This is a genomic window from Curtobacterium sp. MCLR17_051, from assembly GCF_003234395.1.
GTDB classification, from domain to species: domain Bacteria; phylum Actinomycetota; class Actinomycetes; order Actinomycetales; family Microbacteriaceae; genus Curtobacterium; species Curtobacterium flaccumfaciens.
In genome coordinates this window covers 1-19,681 of sequence record NZ_QKTA01000027.1, presented here as the reverse complement: position 1 = coordinate 19,681, position 19,681 = coordinate 1, and the positions used below count along the sequence as shown (strand labels likewise).

The window sequence follows — 19,681 nt, the reverse complement described above, 5'->3', positions numbered from 1 at the left end:
ACCGTGGCGACGGCCGCCCGTGCAGGTCTCGTGTCCGTCGTGGGGACCACTCCCGCACGGCGATCCCTGATCGCACCGCGGCCCCGCGCCGCGGCCGCCGTCTAGTCGGGCCGTTCCCACGGCCCCGCGACGCAGCACCACCGGCGTCCGCGAACCACCCGCCTGAACCCGGGGGACGACTGTCCCTCGGTGCCTCCGGCCCGACCGACGTCACGCGAGTGACGGCGGAGACGCGACCACGCGCCCGGCCGATGATCACCACGCAACGCCACACCGAGCCTCCAGGCCGAAGCCGCGCGACGCGAGCAAGCAAGCAGCAAGCAAGCAAGCAAGCAAGCAAGCAGCAAGCAAGCAGCGAGCACGCACCGCGCAGCGCGACCCGGGGACCCGGCAGACGCATGAGGACGCAACGCATGTCCAAGTCGCCCACCACGGCGCGCCCGTCCACCTTCCGCGCGATCGCGCGGATCTACCCCTACGTGAAGCCCTACCAGGGGCGCCTCATCGGCGGCATGGCCGCAGCGATGGGAGCCTCCCTGGTGGCGCTCGCAATCCCCTACGTGCTGCAGTGGCTCGTCGACGGTCCGCTGTCGTCGCGCGACTCGGCACAGATCTGGCCCGCCGGGCTCGGGGTGCTCGCCCTCGGTGTGCTCGAGGCGTTCTTCATCGCCTCGCGCCGCCGGCTGGTGATGCGCCCCTCGACCCGCATCGAGACCAGCATGCGCAACTCGCTCTACGCGAAGCTGCAGGACCTGCCGGTCGCGTTCCACGACCGCTGGGAGTCCGGGCAGCTGCTGTCCCGCTCCGTGTCGGACCTGTCGCTGATCCGGCGCTGGCTGGCCTTCGGGGTCGTCCTGCTCGTCGTGAACATCGTGACGATCGTCGTCGGCTTCGTCGTGCTGTTCACCTTCGGGTGGATCCTCGGGCTGATCTTCCTGATCGCGTCGATCCCGCTGTGGATCAACGGCCTGCTGTTCGAGCGCCGGTACTCCGCTGTCGCACGCCGCAGCCAGGACCAGGTCGGTGACCTCGCCACGAGCGTCGAGCAGTCGGTGCACGGCATCCGCGTGCTCAAGGCGTTCGGTCGCGGCGGCGCCAAGCTCGAGGAGTTCAGCGAGCAGGCCGAGGCGCTGCGCGGCACCGAGATCAAGAAGGCGAAGGCCATCGCGGGCATCTGGCTGTGGCTGCTGCTCGTGCCGGACGTCGCGTTCGCGCTGTGCCTGCTCGCCGGCATCTGGCTCGCATCGCAGGGGCAGCTCAGCGTCGGGCAGCTGTTCGCGTTCTTCGCGACGGCGACGGTGCTGCGGTTCCCGATCGAGTCGATCGGCTTCCTGCTCTCGATGACGTTCGACACCCGCACGGCGGTCGACCGCTTCTTCGAGGTCATGGACTCCGAGAACACCATCACGGACCCGGAGCACCCGAAGACGATCGCGGAGCCGCACGGTGCGCTGTCGTTCAACGGCGTGCACTTCCGGTACCAGGACTCCGCACCGCAGTACCCGGACCTGATCAACGGCGTCGAACTGCAGCTGCAGCCGGGCGAGACCATGGCGCTCGTCGGGCTCACCGGCTGCGGCAAGACGACGCTGCTCTCGCTCGTGCCGCGTCTGTACGACGTGACCGGCGGTTCGGTGACGATCGACGGGGTCGACATCCGCGACCTCACCCGCGAAGAGCTGCGCCGGCACGTCGGCGTCGCGTTCGAGGACGCCACCCTGTTCTCGTCGACCGTGCGTGAGAACGTGCTGCTCGGTCGACCGGACGTGCAGGGTGCCGAGGCAGAGGCGCTCATGCGCGAGGCGCTCGACATCGCGCAGGCGTCCTTCGTGGACGACCTGCCCGACGGCGTCGACACCCGGGTCGGTGAAGAGGGGCTGTCGCTGTCCGGTGGGCAGCGCCAGCGCCTGGCACTCGCCCGCGCGATCGCCGCACGGCCGTCGGTGCTCGTGCTCGACGACCCGCTGTCGGCGCTCGACGTCGACACCGAGGCGCGGGTCGAGGCGGGCCTGCGACGCGTGCTCGCCGACACCACGTCGCTCATCGTGGCGCACCGTCCGTCGACGGTGACGCTGGCCGACCGGGTCGCCCTGATGGAGAACGGCGTCGTCACGGCCGTCGGGACCCACCACGACCTGATGGCCACCAACGAGCACTACCGCTACGTCATCTCGTCGCTCGACGACGACGACGCGACCGCACGACAGGAGGCGATGGCATGAGCCAGCAAGAGAAGAACCTGCCGCTCGACACGTCGGCCGGGCCGGGAGGCGCGGATCCCGTCGTCGACGACATCGCCGACGCGCAGTCTGCCGCGCCCGTCACCGCCTCGATCACCACCATGGGCGTGCGCGGCGAGGAGCGTGAGGACTTCACGAAGGCCGAGAGCAAGCGCCTGCGGCGCCGGTCCCTCGCCCTGCTCGGGTCCCTCGCCGCACCGCTGAAGCTCCGGCTGGTGCTGCTCGGGATCGTGGTCGTGGTCTCGACCGCCGGCACCGTCGCGGGTCCGGCGCTCATCGCGTGGGGCATCGACAACGCCCTGCCCGCGGTGATGGACCAGAACGACTGGGTGCCGGCGTTCGGGGTCGTCGCGACGTACATCGTCGTGGCCGTCCTCGGCGCGGTGCTCACCGCCTGGTACACGGTGCTCGCGGCACGGATCAGCCAGGCGATCCTGTTCGACCTGCGCAAGCGGGTGTTCCTGCACACGCAGCGGCTCTCGCTCGAGTTCCACGAGACGTACACGTCCGGCCGGATCATCTCGCGCCAGACGAGTGACCTCGACTCGATCCGCGAGCTGCTCGACTCCGGGTTGAACCAGCTCATCCAGGGCGTGCTGTACATGGCGTTCACCGCCGTGGCCCTGGTGCTGCTCGACCCGACGTCCGGGCTCGTGCTCGCGGTGTCGCTCGTGCCGCTCTGGTTCCTGATCCGCTGGTTCCAGACGAACTCGCAGACGCTGTTCCGCTCCACCCGTGTCACCTCGGCGCGCGTCATCGTGCACTTCGTCGAGACGATGACGGGCATCCGGGCGGTGCAGGCGTTCCGCAAGGAGTCCCGCAACCGTGACGAGTACGGCGGCTACGTCGAGGACTACCGGGTGGCGAACACGAAGGTGTTCAACCTGTTCGGGACCTTCGACCCCGTGCTCGTGCTCATCGGCAACGCCACGCTCGCCGCGGTCGTCATCGTCGGCGGCTTCCGGATCGTCGGCGGGACGCTCGAGGTCGGTGCGCTGCTCGCGGTCGCGCTGTACGCCAAGCGCTTCTTCGACCCGGCGCAGGAACTCGCGATGTTCTACAACGGGTACCAGTCGGCCTCGGCGGCGATGGAGAAGATCTCCGGTGTCCTCGAGGAACGGCCGAGCGTGCCGGACCCCGTGAAGCCCACCCGCCTGGCGGACGCCACCGGGAAGATGGACTTCGACGACGTCGTCTTCGCCTACAACAAGGGCAAGGTCGTGCTGCCGGAGTTCGACCTGCACATCCCGTCGGGGCAGACGATCGCCCTCGTCGGGTCCACCGGTGCCGGTAAGTCGACGCTCGCCAAGCTCATGGCGCGCTTCTACGACCCGACCCAGGGCTCGGTCAAGCTCGACGGTGTGGACCTGCGCGACCTCGACACGAAGGACATGCGCCGCGCGATCGTCATGGTCACGCAGGAGGCCTACCTGTTCTCCGGCACCGTCGCGGACAACATCGCGCTCGGCAAGCCCGGTGCGTCCCGTGAGGAGATCGAGGCGTCGGCCAAGGCCGTCGGCGCGCACGAGTTCATCATGGCGCTGCCCGACGGGTACGACACCGACGTGAACAAGCGCGGTGGCCGTGTCTCGGCGGGTCAGCGGCAGCTGCTCTCGTTCGCGCGGGCGTTCATCGCGGACCCGAAGGTGCTCATCCTCGACGAGGCCACGGCGTCGCTCGACATCCCCTCGGAGCGACTCGTGCAGGAGGGCCTGGAGACGCTGCTCGCCGACCGCACCGCAGTGATCATCGCGCACCGGCTGTCCACCGTCGCGATCGCCCACCGGGTGCTCGTGATGGAACACGGCCGGATCGTCGAGGACGGCACCCCCGCCGACCTCATCGCCGGCACCGGGCGGTTCGCCCAGCTGCACGCGGCCTGGCGCGACTCGCTCGTCTAGGCCCCGGTCGGGCTGCACCACGTGGTTGGCTTGCTCCATGAGCAACGACAGCGTGGTGCAGCCCGGCGGCGTCGCCCTGCACGACCCCTTCTACGGTGCCCCCTTCACCGAGGCCGTCCGACGGTTCTGGCGGAAGTACACCGTGTTCACCGGACGGGCATCGCGCGCCGAGTTCTGGTGGTGGTGGCTGTCGTCGTTCGCGATCGGGCTCGTGCTGCAGCTCGTGCCGCAGGTGTTCACGCCGGACACCCCGGTGCTCGAGAACCCCGTCGGCTCGTACCTGTTCATGCTGTGGGTGCTCGCGACGCTCATCGGCTCGCTCGCCCTCGGCGCCCGACGGCTGCACGACGCGAACCTGTCCGGCTTCTGGCAGTTCCTGCACGTGCTGCCGGGCCTCGGCTCGCTCATCGTGTACGTGCTGTGCCTGCTGCCCGCGAACCCGAAGGGTGCGCGTTTCGACCGCTGACGGTGGACCCTGGCGGAGCACCCTGGCGGGCCGACCTGCGCGGCCGGGGATCAGAACGGGTCGTCCGCGTCCGTGGCGGGTGACCAGCGCGCACGACGCATGTCGAGCCTCCAGGCCGTCGTCCCCTGCACGAGCGGCGTCCCCTCGACGCGGTAGTGCTCGAGCGCACGGGCCTCGTGGTGCAGCGGCGGGTGCCCACCCGCGCGCACCACGCGCCACCACGGCAGGTCGGCGCCCTCGTGCGCCATCACCTTGCCGACGGCACGCGACGCCCGCGACCCGAGGGCTGCGGCGACGTCGCCGTACGTCATGACGTGACCCGGCGGGATCATCCGCACCACCTCGGCGACGGCGGCGCCGAAGTCGACGGGGGCGTCGTCGGATGCCACGTCGTCGGAGCGTACGTCGTCGGGGGAACGCTAGAGCGTCAGGACCGCGAAGTGGTCGCCGTACTGGGTCTCGCGCACGACCTCGAAGCCCACGGCGCGGAAGAACGCCTCGGGGCTGTCGTCGCCGCCCGGCTCGTACACGACCGTCAGCCGCTCGAACCCACGGCTGCGTGCCTCGTCCGCCAGACCGTGCACGGCGAAGCGACCGACGCCCCGGCCCTGCGCGCTCGCCGCCACGTTGACGCGCCAGATGCAGCTGCGCAGCTCTTCCTGCGCGTTGTCGGCGTCGAAGGAACCGATGATCAGGCCGAGGACCTCGTCGTCGTCGAGGACGACACGGGTCCACGCGGAGCTCGGCTTGACGTCGGACTCGGCGACCCCGTAGGTGGTCGGCTGCACGAACTGTTCCTGGCCCGGCTTGAGCGTCAGGGAGTTGGCCGCGGCAGCGGTCTTCGCGGAGAGTTCTTCCAGGCGCAGGTCGGACATGCGGCCAGGCTAACGGTGCAGACCCTGCGGAAGCCAGTGACGACGGCAGACCGAGACCGCACCGTTGCCGCGGTATGGTCGCGGCATGGCAGAGCATCGACGCGGAGCGAACCTCCCGTCGATCGGCGGGTTCAACCGCACCGTGGTCCTGGACGCCGTCCGCCGCTCGCCCGATGGCCTGAGCCGCGTCGAACTCGCCGCCCGCACCGGCCTGAGCGCGCAGACCGTGTCGAACGTCACCCGGTTCCTGATCGAGGCCGGCATGATCGTCGAGTCCGGCACCGTCGTCTCCGGCCGCGGCAAGCCCCGCACCATCCTGCGGCTCGAACCGGGCAGCCGGTACGCGGTCGGCGTGCACGTCGACCCGGCCGTCGTCACCTACGTGCTGCTCGACCTCGCCGGCACCGTCGTCGCCGCGTCCACGACCTCGACCCCCACCGCCGACGACCCGTCCGAGGTGGTGCGCACCATCGCCTCGGCCGTCGACGGGCTCGTCGCCGACGCCGGTGTGGCCGTCGACAGCGTGCTCGGTGTCGGGATCGCGAGCCCCGGACCCATCGACGTCGAGGCCGGCATCGTGGTCGACCCGCCGTTCCTGCCCCGGTGGCGGGACGTGCCCCTGCGCGATGCGCTCGCCGAGGCCACCGGCTACCCGGTCCTGCTCGAGAAGGACGTCACGGCAGCCGCGGTCGGCGAGATGTTCCTGGCGGGGGAGTCCTCGGCCCGGAACTTCGCGTTCGTGTACTTCGGCACCGGGTTCGGCGTCGGGCTCGTCGTCGACCACGAACCCGTGCGCGGGGTGGGGTCGAACGCAGGTGACGCCGGGCACATCATGGTCGACCAGGGGTCGCTCGCGGGCACCCCGGACGGCTCGGGCACGCGCGGCGAGGTCGGTGCAGCCGTCGCGCCGGACCGGCTGGTGCGGGTCGCGCGGTCGCGGGGTCTGGCGTTGTCGGGCGGCGGCGCGGTCGCCGAGGCAGATGCTGGTGCAGACGCCGCGGGTGCCACCGACGCCGCCGATGCCACGGACGCCGCCGACGCCGCCGATGCCGCCGATGTCGATGCCGTGAACGCCGCGTGGGACGGGCTCGCCGCGGCCATCGCGGACGGGGACGACACCGCCGTCACGCTCGCGGCCGATGCGGGTACCGTCATGGGCAACGCCGTCGTCCTCATCGTGAACCTGCTCGACATCGACCGCGTGGTGTTCGGCGGCCCGTTCTGGTCACGCATCGCGAGCGCTGCCCTGCCGGCCGCGCGGACCGCCATCGTCGGGTCGCCGCTGCTCGTGCCGAAGCACGCCGTGCAGGTGGTGGAGAGCGACCGCGGTGCCGACGTCGCCGCCGTGGGTGCCGCCTGCCTGGTGCTCGACGCCGCGCTCTCGCCGCGGGCCAGCACCCTGCTCATCCGGCGCTGACGGCACGGGCGCCGGCGCTCGGCGCCCTGCCCGGCCGGAGCACTCCGCCCCGGCCCGCTACGCTGCGATCCGACGCAGCCGCCAGGTGTGCGGGATCGACGGGGGACACATGACGGACAGCACGGACAGCGCGGACGGCAAGGACGGCACGGACGGCACGATGGACCCGCGGTGGGCGAGGGTGCGTCCACTCGTGTTCCGGACGATCATCGGCGCGGTCGTCGCCGCGGGCCTGGTCGGCATCGCCGCGGTGCTCCTCGGCGACTTCGGCATGGTCGCGGTCCAGCTGCTCCTGACGATCGTCGTCGTGGTCGTCTTCGCGTTGCTGTCCTGGTACGACGCCGACGTGTCGTCCAGGCGGTCGGGGATCTTCGCGTTCGCGAGCATCGCCACGTCGATGTACCTGCTCGTCGCCGGGCTGTACAAGGTGTGGATCGTGCCGACGGGCGTCTCCGGTGACGGCATCTGGTTCGTCCTGGAGCACTTCTGGCACTGGATCTGGCTCGTCGGCGTCGCCCGGGTGGCGCTCCTGCACGTCCACCTGCTCCTCGTGATCCACCGGCGGTACCCGACGCCCGTCCTGCAGATCGTCGCGAAGGCCACCGTCGGCGTCATCGCCCTGCTCGCCTTGCTGCTCTCGATCCCGCTGCTCGCGCCGGACGTCGACTACGCCCGCGGCTACTGGCGGCTCGTCTGGGTGGTGGTGATCCTCGACCTGCTCGGGACCGTCGTGGTGCCCCTCAGCAACGCCCTGTTCCGTCCGCGAGCCACGCTGCCGTCGGCGACGTGGCCGGCGCCCGAGCAGCAGCCGGCGTGGAGCGCAACGCCGACGCCTGCGGCTCCCGCACCTGCTCCCGAGGTGCCACTGCCGCCTGCTCCCGCACCTGCTCCCGCTCCTGCCTCCGCCACCGATCCCGCCCCCGGAACGGTCGTCGCGTCCGACGGGCGTCGCTACGCGTCCCGTCCGTCGGCCTCCCGCGCCCTGGCCTGGCCCCGCTACGTCGACGGCACGCCCCTGCCCGCGCTGCCCGACGGGACGCCGGACTTCTCGGAGGTCACCGAGCGCTGACACCTCGAGCAACGAGTGTGCAGCAGACGTCGGGTTCGCCGTGCGGACTCGACGTCTTCTGCGCACCGGATGCGGTGAGCGCGACCGCAGGGCGGACGGGAGGCGCGGTGCGGGGCCGCCCCGCGCCTCCCGTCCGCACGCGGCGGGTCCAGGGCGCCGGACGCGACCCGGGACACCGCCCGTTCACCCCGCGGCCACCGGCCGGTCGCGTGGATGCTGAACAGTCGTGCAGGTCTCCGCCCGCTCGCTCCCCCGAGAAGGACCCTGCATGCGCGCTCCCGCCCTGCGCCCGCCCACCCTGCGCATCGGTGCTGCCGTCGCGACCGCCCTGGTCGTCGCCGCCGGTGTCGTCACCGCCAGCCCGGCCCTCGCCGCCGTCGGTGACGACGACCCGGCCGTCGGCGCAGTCGCGGCGAACGGCCTCGTCGTCAACGAGGTCGAGTCGAACGGCGACGACACCGACTGGGTGGAGCTCAAGAACACCTCGGGCACCGCGATCGACCTGACCGGGTACGCGTTCCTCGACTCCGACGGCTCGCACGACGCATACGTGCTGCCCAGCGGCTCGACGATCGCCGCCGGCGGGTACTTCGTCGTCGACCAGCTGTCCGCGACCGCCCCCGGCTTCGACTTCGGACTCGGCGGTGCCGACACCGCGCGCCTCTACGACCCCGCCGGCGACCCGGTGCTCCGGTACGCCTGGACGACCCACGCGGGTGTCACCTACGGCCGCTGCGCCGACGGCGTCGGGCCGCTCGTGGACACCACGGCCTCGACCAAGGGGGCTGCGAACGACTGCTCCTCACCCGTGCGGATCAACGAGGTCGAGTCGCAGGACGGCACCCCCGGCGACTGGGTGGAGCTGACCAACACCGGCAGCACCACCGTCGACCTGGGCGGGTACGTGCTGCGGGACAGCGAGGACGACCACACGTACACGATCCCCGCGGACACGACCGTCGCGGCCGGGGGCTTCACCGTCCTCGACGAGGCGGCGTTCGGCTTCGGACTCGGCAAGGCGGACTCCGCGCGGCTGTTCGACGCCCGCGGTGCGGTCGTCGACTCGACCTCGTGGACGGCGCACGCCGCCACCACGTACGGCCGCAACCCCGACGGCACCGGCGACTTCGCCGAGACGGCAGCACCCACGAAGGGTGCGGCGAACCGGTTCGCCGGCGTCGTCACCGCCGAGGCCTGGCCCGGCGGCCCGGACGAGACCGTGCTCGACGACGAGGACACCTTCACGGGCGACTTGAGCGGCCTCGACTGGACGACCTCGAAGACCTCGCGGGACGGGCAAGTCTGGGCCGTGCAGAACGGCGACGGCCTGCTCTACCACCTGACCTCGGACGGCGCGGGCGGCTGGGCGCCGTCGAACGCCGCGGGCACCGACCTGCGCTACGCCGACGGCACGGGCACCCCGGACGCCGAGGGCGTGACCGTCACGAGCGACGACCCCGGCGCCGTCTACGTGTCGACCGAGCGCAACAACGACGTGTCGAGCACGAGCCGCCCGTCGGTCCTGCGCTACGCCACGACCGACGGCTCCGAGGGCACCCTGCGGGCCACCGACGAGTGGAACCTCGCCGCGGACTTCCCCGGGCTCGGCGCGAACGCCGGGCTCGAGGGCGTCACCTGGATCCCGGACACCTGGCTCACCGCGCACGGCTTCGCTGACGAGCGCACCGGCGCCGCCTACGCACCGTCGAGCTACGCCGGACACGGCGAGGGGCTGTTCTTCGTCGGGGTCGAGGGCACCGCGAGTGTGTACGCCTACGCCCTGATGGACGACGGGTCCTCGGCGCGGGTCGCCACGATCGCGACCTCGCTCGCCGTCGTCGCCGACGTGCAGTTCGACCCGACGCTCGACGCGCTCTGGGTGGTCTGCGACGAGGTGTGCTCCGGCCGGACTGCACTGTACGAGGTGACCGACGGGGCATTCACCGCCTCGACGCTGTACGAGGCGCCCTCGGCCACCGACCGCACGCTCGCCAACGAGGGCTTCGCGATCTCGGGCGTCTGCACCGACGGGGAGCGCGCGACCTTCTACGCCGACGACAACGACACGGACGGGTTCTCGCTCCGCACGGGGACGTACCCGTGCGAGGGCGGCGACACCGGCCCGGGCACGGAGCCCACGCCGACCCCGACCCCGGGCGACGGCGGCACGACGCCGACGCCGACCCCGGGCGGGACGCCCACCGCGGGTCCGACCCCGGGTCCCTCGGCTGCCCCGGTCGTTCCGGTGGCGCCGTCGGAGTCGTTGTTGACGGAGGCGAACCGTGGCGGGGTGTCGGCTCCGGCGACTGCTCGTGCGGGGGAGACGATCACGGTGACGGTGGGCTCGGCTTCGGCCGGTGACACGGTGAACGTGTGGTTGTTCTCGGAGCCGACGCTGATCGGCACGGCTGTGGTGGCTGCTGACGGGACGGTTCGGGTGACGATCCCGGCGGACACGGCTGCTGGTGCGCACCGTCTCGCGGTGACGGCTGCTGACGGGAGCCTGATCGGGTGGACCCCGATCACGATCACCACGGATGGGCAGCTCGCGTTCACGGGTGCTGCGGGGCTCGGTGCCGGTGCGTTGGTGGCGTTCCTGTTGCTCGCGGCGGGTGCGGGTGTGCTGGTCGTGCGTCGCCGACGTCGGACTGCGGCCGCCGCGGAGTAGCCCCCACGCCCCACGGGCGCACTTGGTGAGCAGGAATGGTCGGGTCCGCAGTGGGGACCCGACCATTGCTGCTCACCATGCGCGGTGGGCGCGACCGCGCGACGGACGGGAGGCGCGGTGCGGGGCCGCCCCGCGCCTCCAGGCCGGTGGGTGGCTGCGATCAGTCCGCCGACCCGTGCATGGTCTGGGTGTCGTCCTGACCCGGGATGGCGTCCTTCGTGGTCCAGCCGTACCAGCGGCCGTCGATCTCGGTGACCGCGCGGCCGTCGCCGCAGGTGACCAGGCCCTTCGTCGGGAGCTCCTCGGGCAGGAAGTCGGCGGTCATCGCCGTGCCGCCGTACGACTCGTCGAGCGGGGTGCAGTCGTCCACGTCGACGCCGTCCTTCGACGCGAACCCGATGACGTACCCGGGCTGCGAGACGTGGAGGCGGACGTCGATGTCCTTCGCGTCCTCCGGCACCCACTTCGGCATGAAGAAGGCCAGGTCCTCGGACTCCCCGGAGCGCGGAGCGTCGGAGTACGCGTCGAAGTGCTTCTGCGGGGTCTTGTTCGGCACGATGTCCTGGATCGCGCTGCAGCCGGCGGTCAGCAGCAGGGCGGACACCGCGGCGGTCGAGGCGAGGGCGATCCGGAGGGTGCGGCGGGCGGTGGTGGGGCGCGTGTCGGTGCTCATGGATCCAGTCTCACGACGGAGGCGACGCTGAAACATCACGTGCGCACCCGGAAGTGGTCGGGGGTTACCCCCACCCGGGCGCCGCAGTACGCCGGGCCTGCCGAGCAGTGCTCAGGAGTGCCCAGGTCGCCCCGGTAAGCAGGTTCGGTGCACCAGACGCAGCAGCCACCGGTCGGAGTCCCCTGGCACCAGGCCACCTTCCCCGCCTCGTTCTCGCGGTTCTGGCGGGGGTACGTCGTGTTCCGCGGTCGTGCCGCTCGTGCCGAGTTCTGGTGGTGGGCGCTGTGGTGGGCGATCATCTCCGCTGCGATCAACATCGTGTACGGCGTCGGACTCTTCACCACGCCGCCGCCGATGCCGAGCCCGGAGGAAGCGCGCGTCCTCGACCAGGCGATGCAGTCCTTCAACCCGTTCCCGGTCTGGTGGTTCCTGCTCACGTCGATGCCGGTCTTCGCCCAGATCGCACTGGGGGTCTTCGTGGTCGTCGGGCTCGCGGCGCTGCTGCCCTGGATCGCCATCGCGGTGCGGCGGCTCCACGACACGAACCGCTCCGGGTGGTGGGTCCTGCTCTGCTTCGTGCCCGCCGGCTACATCGTGCTCGCCGTGTTCCTCGCGCTGCCCTCGGAGCCACCCGCGGCGCCGCAGCAGTCCGGGCCACCCGTCGGTGATCGGCCCGCGCACCCGGTCGTGACGCCGCAGTAGCGTCGGGGCATGCAGCAGGAGATCCTCCGGTACACCGCGTTCGCCGCCGAGCCGGGCGGAGGCAACCCCGCCGGGCTCGTGCTCGACGCGGGCGGACTGTCCGACGACCAGATGCTCGCGGTCGCCCGGCAGGTCGGGTACCCCGAGACCGCCTTCGTCGTGGGTGCGACGTCGACCGGGCCGCGGGTCCGCTACTTCTCGCCGAGCGCCGAGGTGCCGTTCTGCGGGCACGCCACCGTCGCACTGGCCGTCGCGCTGGCCGAGCGCGAGGGGCCGGGCCGCCGGGTGTTCACGACCCTGGCCGGCGAGGTCGCGCTCGACGCCACCGTCGGTGCGGACGGCTCGGTGCAGGTCGCGATGACGAGCGTCGAGCCGGCGACACGGGACATCGACCCGGCCCTGCTGGTGCGGCTGTTCGACCTGCTCGGGCTCGAGGCGGCGGACATCGCTCCAGGGTTCCCGGTGCTGGAGTCCTTCGCCGGCAACTGGCACCCGGTGCTCGTGCTGCACGACCGTGAGCTGTTCCACCAGTTCCGGTTCGCGCCGGGGCCCCTGGCCGAGCTCAAGCGCGAGGCCGGCTGGGCGGGGACGGTCACGGTGCTGCACTGCACCGGCGACCGGGAGTACGAGGCGCGCAACCTGTTCCCCGCCGGGCGCATCACCGAGGACCCGGCGACGGGATCGGCAGCGGCGTCGACCGGGGCGTACCTGCGGCAGATCGGTGCAGTGCAGCCGGGCGACCGCATCACGATCCGGCAGGGGCGGCACGTCGGGCGTCCGAGCCTGCTGCTCGTGGACGTCCCCGAGGCCGGCGGGATCACGGTGACGGGGAGCGCGACGCCGATCTCCTGACGGACGTTCCTTCCCAGAACGCATGCGATGGGAAGCGGAATCGGGCGTACCTGGTCGAAACTTCCGACCTGGTACGCCCGATCCCGCTCGGTACGCCCGATTCGACCCGGTACGCCCGATTCCGCCCGGTACGCCCAATTCTGCCCGGTACGCCCGATTCCGCCCGAGAAACTCCTTGACACGGTTAAGTCAATACGGTGGACTAATCCTGCGCGCGGGCGATGGTGCCCGCGGACATCACCCGTGCAAAGGAGCACCGATGAAACGCACCCGCATCATCGCCGGACTCGCAGCTGTGGCCGTGGCCGCAGTCGGTCTGGCTGGCTGCTCGAGCTCGGGGTCCGCCTCGAGCGACACGATCAAGATCGCGTACCAGAAGTTCGGCGCCTTCCAGCAGCTCGACGCCCAGATGAAGGTCGTCAAGAAGCAGTACGAGAAGGACAACCCCGGCAAGAAGGTCACCCTCGTGCCCATCCAGGCACAGGGCAACGACTACTACACGAAGCTCGCGCTCATGAACAAGGCGCCGGCCACCGCCCCGGACGTCATGTACGAGGACACGTTCCTCGTCAAGGCCGATGCCGAGGCGGGCTACCTGCTGCCACTCGACAAGTACACGGACAAGTGGGACGAGTGGGACCAGTTCTTCGACAACGCCAAGCAGGCCGGGCAGGGTGACGACGGCAAGATCTACGGCGTCCCGATGGGCACCGACACCCGAGCCCTCTGGTACAACAAGGACATCTTCAAGAAGGCCGGGCTCGACGTCCCGTGGAAGCCGAAGACGTGGGACGACGTGCTCGCGGCGGCGAAGACCATCAAGGAGAAGCAGCCCGACGTCATCCCGTTCAACATCTACTCGGGCAAGGCGCAGGGCGAAGCCTCGACCATGCAGGGCTTCGAGATGCTCCTGTACGGCGCCGACGGCTCCGGCAACACCCTGTACAAGGACAAGAAGTGGGTCACCGGCTCGAAGCAGTTCGAGGACTCGCTCAAGTTCGTGAAGGACGTCTACCAGGGCGGCCTCGGCCCGACACCGCAGCAGGCGCTCGACACGAACGTCGGCACGACCATCGCCCAGACGTGGCTGCCGAAGGGCAAGCTCGCGATCGACCTGGACGGTTCGTGGCAGTCCGGCACGTGGCTCAAGTCCGGCACCGCGCCGTGGCCCGAGTGGAACGACGTGATGGGCCAGGCACCCATGCCGACCCAGAACGGGCAGGCTCCCGGCTACAACTCGATGTCCGGCGGCTGGACCCTGGCGGTCGGCGCGAAGTCGAAGAACCCGCAGGCGGCGTTCGACTTCATCACGAGCTTCCTCGACAAGGACGGTTCGCTGAAGTACGACACCGAGAACAGCCAGATCGCCGTCCGGAAGGACGTCGCGGACGACCCGGCCTACACGGCGGCGAACCCGACGTTCAAGTTCTTCTCGGGGCTGGTGGAGAACACCAACTTCCGCCCGGCGACGAGTGACTACTCGCAGGTGTCCAACGCGATCCAGGTCGCGATGGAAGCGGTCATGACCGGTCAGCAGTCGCCGAAGGACGCGGCTGCCGCCTACGACAAGGCCGTCAAGCAGGTGGTCGGCAAGGAGAACACCGTCTCCGCTGGTTGACGGACGTCACCCACCGACGGACTGGAGGCGCGGGGCGGTCCCGCGCCGCGCCTCCCGTCCGTCCTTCCCCACCTTCGGAACCCCTCCGCACCCGGAAGGCACCCATCGTGTCCAGCACCCCCCTCGCGCCGACGCTGTCGGCGCCCGGTGCGCCGAAGCGCACCGATCCACCCGTGCCGCGCAAGCGGCGACCACTGCGGAACGTCGGACGAGCGGTTCCGCTCCTGCCCGCCCTGGTCCTCCTCGTCATCTTCCTGCTCGGCCCCGTCATCTCGTCGTTCTACGGGTCGTTCACCAACTCGGCCCTGACCGGTGCCAGCGCGGCCGACCAGCAGTTCGTCGGGTTCCAGAACTACGTCGAGCTGTTCCAGGACCCGGACTTCCCGAAGTCCGTCATCCTGACCGTCGTCTTCCTGCTGGCCTCGGCCGTGGTGGGACAGAACGTGCTCGGCCTCGGACTGGCCCTGCTGATGCGCTCGGCGAACAAGGCCGTCCGGGCGATCGTCGGCACCTTCGTGGTGGCGGCGTGGGTCCTGCCCGAGATCGTGGCGTCCTTCGCGGCGTACGCGTTCTTCAACGACGAGGGGACGCTCAACACGTTCCTCGCGTCGATCGGGATCACCGGCGCGAACTGGCTCTACACGTACCCGATGCTCGCCGTGATCCTGGCGAACATCTGGCGCGGCACCGCGTTCTCGATGCTCGTCTACTCGGCCGCCGTGCAGGAGGTCCCCGAGGAGATCACCGAGTCTGCCGAGGTCGACGGAGCCACCGGCTGGCAGCGGCTCGTCTACATCACGCTCCCGGTGATCCGCCGGAGCATCTCGACGAACCTCATGCTCACGACGCTGCAGACCCTGTCGGTCTTCACGCTGATCTTCGTGATGACCGGCGGCGGTCCGGGCACGAACTCGTCGACCCTGCCGATCCTGGCGTACCAGGAGGCGTTCAAGTTCTCGCAGCTCGGCTTCGGGACCGCGATCGCGACCATCCTGCTCGTGGTGGGGGCGGTCTTCTCGATCATCTACATCCGGGCCCTCAAGCCGGAGGTGGACTGATGGCCATGACAGCCCCGTCCCTCGACCAGACCACGACCCGCTCGGTGACCGCACCGGGGTCGATGCACATGACGTCCCCGCGCGGCCGCACCATGCGGTGGGTGTCGAACGTCGTGCTGCTCGTCATCGCGGTGTGCTTCGCGGTGCCGCTGCTCTGGCTCGTGCTCGCCTCGTTCGACACCCAGGCCTCGCTTTCGGTGAAGCTGCCCTCGCAGTTCACGCTCGACAACTTCGCGAAGGTGCTCACCCCCGAGCTGTCGTTCATCCCGCTCGCGAACAGCCTGCTGCTCTCCGGCGGCACCGCGGTCGTCACCGTGGTGTTCGCGCTGCTGGCCGCGTACCCGCTGTCCCGGTACAAGATGCGGGTCAACAAGCCGTTCCTGTACAGCATCCTGTTCGGTACCGGCCTGCCGATCACCGCGATGATGGTGCCCGTCTACGCACTGTTCGTGTCGCTCAACCTGATCGACAACGTGTGGGGCTGCATCTTCTTCCTCGCCGCCACGTCGCTGCCGATGGCGATCTGGATGGCGAAGAACTTCATGGACTCGGTGCCGATCTCGCTCGAAGAGGCGGCGTGGACCGACGGCGCCTCGATGCTGACGACCCTGACCCGCATCGTGATCCCGCTCATGCGTCCGGGCATCGCGGTCGTGTTCATCTTCGTGTTCATCCAAGCGTGGGGGAACTTCTTCGTCCCCTTCGTCCTGCTGCTCTCGCCCGAGAAGGTGCCCGCCGCGGTGAGCATCTTCAACTTCTTCGGGCAGAACGGGGCGGTGGCGTACGGCCAGCTCGCCGCGTTCTCGATCGTCTACTCCGTGCCCGTCATCGCCCTCTACGTGATCGTGTCCCGAGGCCTCGGCGGCGGCAACGCCCTCGCCGGCGGCATCAAGGGCTGATCCGCCGGTCCACGCCCCGCAAAACACCGGTGTTCGCGCGTCGAACACCCGCGAACCGCGGTTCCGTTCGCGAACACCGGTGTCTTGCAACCAGAAAGGAAGCACATGCACCAGGACGAACCGCTCGTCGAGGCCCGGATCGCCCGCCTCGTGCGCGACCGCGTCGACCCCGCCGTCCTCCGTCGCTCGGCGCCGGTGACGATCGAGGCGTGGGAGGTGCCGGGCGAACCGGTGCCGTTCGACGCCGCCGTGGGTGAGACGTACACACCGTTCACGGTGGGGTCGCACTGGGGCGGACGCCCGTGGGGCACGACGTGGTTCCGGGTGACCGGGACCGTGCCGGCGGACTTCGGCACCGCGCCGGGGACCACCGCCGAGCTCCACGTCGACCTGGGGTTCACCAAGCGGCAGCCCGGGTTCCAGGCCGAGGGACTCGCGTTCCGTGCCGACGGCTCCACCATCAAGGCGATCGAACCGCGGAACGACACCGTGCCGCTCGAGGTCGGCCCGGGGGAGTCCTTCGAGCTCTGGATCGAGGCCGGGGCGAACCCGGACATCGGCGGCGACTCGTTCCAGGGCGCGACGCCGCTCGGCTCGCGCTCCACCGCCGGCGACGACCCGATCTACCGCCTGAAGGCCCTCGAGGTCGTCGAGCGCGACGACACCGTGTGGGAGCTGCAGCAGGACCTCTGGGTGCTGCGCGGGCTGATGGCCGAACTCCCCACCGACGGCACCCGCGGCGCCGACATCCTGCGGGCACTCGAACGCGCCGCCGATGCACTGGACCCGGACGACGTCGCCGGCACCGCCGCGGACGCCCGGCAGGTCCTGGCGCCCGTGCTCGCCGTCCCCGCCAGCCCCGCCGCCCACCGTGCGATCGCCGTCGGGCACGCCCACATCGACTCCGCCTGGCTGTGGCCCGTGCGCGAGACGAAGCGCAAGTGCGCCCGGACGTTCTCGAACGTGCTCGACCTGATGGACCGCGACCCCGACTTCACCTTCGCCTGCTCGTCCGCGCAGCAGTACGCGTGGATCCGCGACGAGTACCCGTCCATCTGGACCCGCATCAAGCAGCGGGTCGCCGAAGGGCGGTGGATCCCGGTCGGCGGCATGTGGGTCGAGTCGGACACCAACCTGCCCGGCGGCGAGGCCCTGGCCCGCCAGTTCGTCGCCGGCAAGCGCTTCTTCCTGGAGGAGTTCGGCATCGACACCCCCGAGGCCTGGCTCCCCGACTCGTTCGGCTACTCGGGCGCCCTGCCGCAGATCGTCCGCGCTGCCGGGTCGAAGTGGTTCGTCACCCAGAAGCCGTCGTGGAACGAGACGAACGTCATCCCGCACACCTCGTTCCACTGGGAGGGCATCGACGGCTCGCGCGTCCTGACGCACCTGCCCCCGGCCGACACCTACAACTCCGACGTCTCGCCCGCCGACCTGCGCCGCGGCGAACGGAACAACAAGGAACGCGGCACCGCGAACACCTCGATGCTGCTGTACGGCTTCGGCGACGGCGGTGGCGGTCCCACCCGCGAGATGGTCGGCGCCGCACACCGCCAGCACGACCTCGACGGGTCGCCCCACGTCACACTCGGCACGCCGGCGCAGGTGTTCGAGCAGCTCGAAGCCGAGCTGCCGACACCCGGGGTCTGGTCGGGGGAGATGTACCTCGAGTTCCACCGCGGCACCTACACGTCGCAGATCCGCACGAAGCAGGGCAACCGCCGCTCCGAGCACCTGCTCCGCGAGGCCGAGCTCTGGGCGGCGACGGCGGCGGTCCGGCTCGGCAGCGAGTACCCGTACGCCGAACTCGAGGACGCCTGGCACACCGTCCTGCTGCAGCAGTTCCACGACATCCTGCCCGGGTCCTCGATCGCGTGGGTGTACGAGAACGCCGAGGAGCAGTACGCCCGGGTCGCCGGGGTGCTCGAGGGGCTGATCGGGAGCGCGACGACGGCGCTCGCCGCAGGCGGGAGCGCAGCCGTCATCGGTGCCGCTGCCGGCGCAGCCGACGACACCGCGTCGGTCGTGCGCTTCAACGCCTCGCCGGTCGCGGCGGGGGACGTGACCGCCCTGGCAGGTTCGGTCGTCCACGCGCCGCGACCCGTGCCTCCCGTCCGGAGCGGCGACCGCTTCGTCTTCGACACCGGCGTCGTCACCGCGACCATCGACGCTGCCGGCCACGTCGTCTCGTTCGTCGACCACGCCACCGGACGCGACGCGATCGCTCCCGGCGCTGCGGCGGCGGAGTACACGGTCTTCCGGGACACCCCGAACCAGTGGGAGGCCTGGGACATCGACCGCGCGTACCAGCGCAACGGCACGGTGCTGTCGGCGTCGTCGGTCGCGATCGCGGGCGACGAGCTCGTCGTGGAACGGTCCTTCGGATCGTCGACGCTCACCACGCGCTACTCGGCCGTGCAGGGCGAACCGGAGCTGAGCGTCGAGACCGAGGTCGACTGGCACGAGCACCAGAAGCTGCTGAAGCTCGCGTTCCCGATCGACGTGCTCGCGTCGTCGGCCTCGAGCGAGATCCAGTTCGGGCACATCGACCGGCCGACGCACCAGAACACCTCGTGGGACCACGCCCGCTTCGAGACCTCGGCACACCGCTGGGTGCACGTCGCGGAGCCCGGGTTCGGCGTCGCCGTGGCGAACGACTCGACCTACGGCCACGACATCACGCGCGAGACCCGGCCGGACGGCGGGATCACCACGCTCGTGCGGGAGTCGCTGCTGCGCGGACCGACGTTCCCGGACCCGAACGCCGACCAGGGGCACCACGTGTTCCGGACGGTGATGCGGATCGGGGCCTCGGTACTCGACGCCGCCGACTCCGGGTACCGGCTGAACCTGCCCGTGCGGAGCGTGCCCGGGTCCGCCGAGGTCGCGCCGCTCGTCACGGTGTCGTCGCCGCAGGTGTTCGTCGAGGCCGTCAAGCTCGCCGAGGACCGCTCCGGAGACGTCGTCGTGCGCCTGTACGAAGGGCTCGGGGGCCGGGCGACGGACGTCGGGGTCGCCTTCGGGTTCGACGTCGCGTCGGTGTCGCAGGTCGACCTGCTCGAGCGGCCGCTGGAGCGCTCGTGGTCGGCCGGGGAGCCGGTCGTGCTGACCCTGCGTCCGTTCGAGATCGTGACGCTGCGCGTGCGTCGGGCCTGAGGCAGCGGGCCCGGCGTTCGGTCGGGGAGAGACCGCGGCGCCGGACGGGACACGGGTGCGTTCCGTCCGGCGCCGTGTTGCGTGTGGGGG

At 70.8% G+C, this 19,681-nt stretch carries 15 protein-coding genes; 12 read left to right on the top strand and 3 right to left on the bottom strand.

Translation table 11 applies throughout. From position 1 onward, the window contains the following. The first annotated feature begins 413 nt into the window (after positions 1–413). From DEJ06_RS16900 to DEJ06_RS16890, 3 genes are all read left to right on the top strand, one after another. Entirely contained in the window at positions 414–2,222 is a 1,809-nt protein-coding gene (locus tag DEJ06_RS16900; protein WP_027466673.1) for an ABC transporter ATP-binding protein, read from the top strand. 119 nt (positions 2,223–2,341) lie between these two features. After that, a complete protein-coding gene (locus DEJ06_RS16895) occupies positions 2,342–4,141 on the top strand; it encodes an ABC transporter ATP-binding protein (RefSeq protein ID WP_110863292.1) in 1,800 nt (599 codons plus the stop codon). Between the two features lie 37 nt (positions 4,142–4,178). Further along, a complete protein-coding gene (locus DEJ06_RS16890) occupies positions 4,179–4,607 on the top strand; it encodes a DUF805 domain-containing protein (protein WP_111040091.1) in 429 nt (142 codons plus the stop codon). Positions 4,608–4,657: 50 nt separating this feature from the next. On the opposite strand, the gene DEJ06_RS16885 is transcribed toward DEJ06_RS16890, so the two are convergent. Further along, complete coding sequence (locus DEJ06_RS16885) at positions 4,658–4,996, bottom strand: MGMT family protein (RefSeq protein WP_111024811.1); 339 nt, start codon at positions 4,994–4,996, stop codon at positions 4,658–4,660. A gap of 30 nt (positions 4,997–5,026) precedes the next feature. After that, positions 5,027–5,482, bottom strand: coding sequence for a GNAT family N-acetyltransferase (locus tag DEJ06_RS16880; protein ID WP_027466669.1), 456 nt, complete (start codon positions 5,480–5,482; stop codon positions 5,027–5,029). An 85-nt stretch (positions 5,483–5,567) separates the two neighbouring features. Between DEJ06_RS16880 and DEJ06_RS16875 the strand changes: the two genes are divergently transcribed. The 3 genes from DEJ06_RS16875 to DEJ06_RS18435 all read left to right on the top strand — a co-directional run bounded on the left by DEJ06_RS16875 (position 5,568) and on the right by DEJ06_RS18435 (position 10,636). Continuing rightward, complete coding sequence (locus tag DEJ06_RS16875) at positions 5,568–6,899, top strand: ROK family transcriptional regulator (RefSeq protein ID WP_111040090.1); 1,332 nt, start codon at positions 5,568–5,570, stop codon at positions 6,897–6,899. 109 nt (positions 6,900–7,008) lie between these two features. Continuing rightward, the gene (locus DEJ06_RS18440) at positions 7,009–7,968 is read left to right on the top strand and encodes a hypothetical protein (protein ID WP_181436721.1); all 960 of its coding nucleotides are present in this window, start codon (positions 7,009–7,011) and stop codon (positions 7,966–7,968) included. A gap of 268 nt (positions 7,969–8,236) precedes the next feature. Next, on the top strand, positions 8,237–10,636 hold the full coding sequence (locus DEJ06_RS18435; RefSeq protein ID WP_111040089.1) for a lamin tail domain-containing protein: 2,400 nt from the start codon (positions 8,237–8,239) through the stop codon (positions 10,634–10,636). Positions 10,637–10,796: 160 nt separating this feature from the next. Here the strand turns inward: DEJ06_RS18435 and DEJ06_RS16860 are convergent, their stop codons facing one another. After that, entirely contained in the window at positions 10,797–11,309 is a 513-nt protein-coding gene (locus DEJ06_RS16860; protein ID WP_111024089.1) for a hypothetical protein, read from the bottom strand. Positions 11,310–11,456: 147 nt separating this feature from the next. Between DEJ06_RS16860 and DEJ06_RS16855 the strand changes: the two genes are divergently transcribed. From DEJ06_RS16855 to DEJ06_RS16830, 6 genes are all read left to right on the top strand, one after another. Next, positions 11,457–12,011 (top strand): DUF805 domain-containing protein, encoded by a 555-nt coding sequence (locus tag DEJ06_RS16855; protein ID WP_111040088.1) that lies wholly within the window; start codon positions 11,457–11,459, stop codon positions 12,009–12,011. A gap of 9 nt (positions 12,012–12,020) precedes the next feature. After that, the gene (locus DEJ06_RS16850; protein ID WP_111040087.1) at positions 12,021–12,863 is read left to right on the top strand and encodes a PhzF family phenazine biosynthesis protein; all 843 of its coding nucleotides are present in this window, start codon (positions 12,021–12,023) and stop codon (positions 12,861–12,863) included. Positions 12,864–13,122: 259 nt separating this feature from the next. Then, on the top strand, positions 13,123–14,481 hold the full coding sequence (locus DEJ06_RS16845; protein WP_111040086.1) for an extracellular solute-binding protein: 1,359 nt from the start codon (positions 13,123–13,125) through the stop codon (positions 14,479–14,481). Between the two features lie 107 nt (positions 14,482–14,588). Further along, positions 14,589–15,539, top strand: a complete 951-nt coding sequence (locus tag DEJ06_RS16840) for a carbohydrate ABC transporter permease (protein WP_110894824.1) — start codon at positions 14,589–14,591, stop codon at positions 15,537–15,539. Positions 15,540–15,544: 5 nt separating this feature from the next. Beyond that, entirely contained in the window at positions 15,545–16,438 is an 894-nt protein-coding gene (locus tag DEJ06_RS16835; RefSeq protein WP_371830315.1) for a carbohydrate ABC transporter permease, read from the top strand. Between the two features lie 105 nt (positions 16,439–16,543). Continuing rightward, positions 16,544–19,591: a glycoside hydrolase family 38 C-terminal domain-containing protein gene (locus DEJ06_RS16830; protein ID WP_111040085.1), complete on the top strand. Its 3,048-nt coding sequence runs from the start codon at positions 16,544–16,546 to the stop codon at positions 19,589–19,591. Positions 19,592–19,681: the final 90 nt, after the last annotated feature.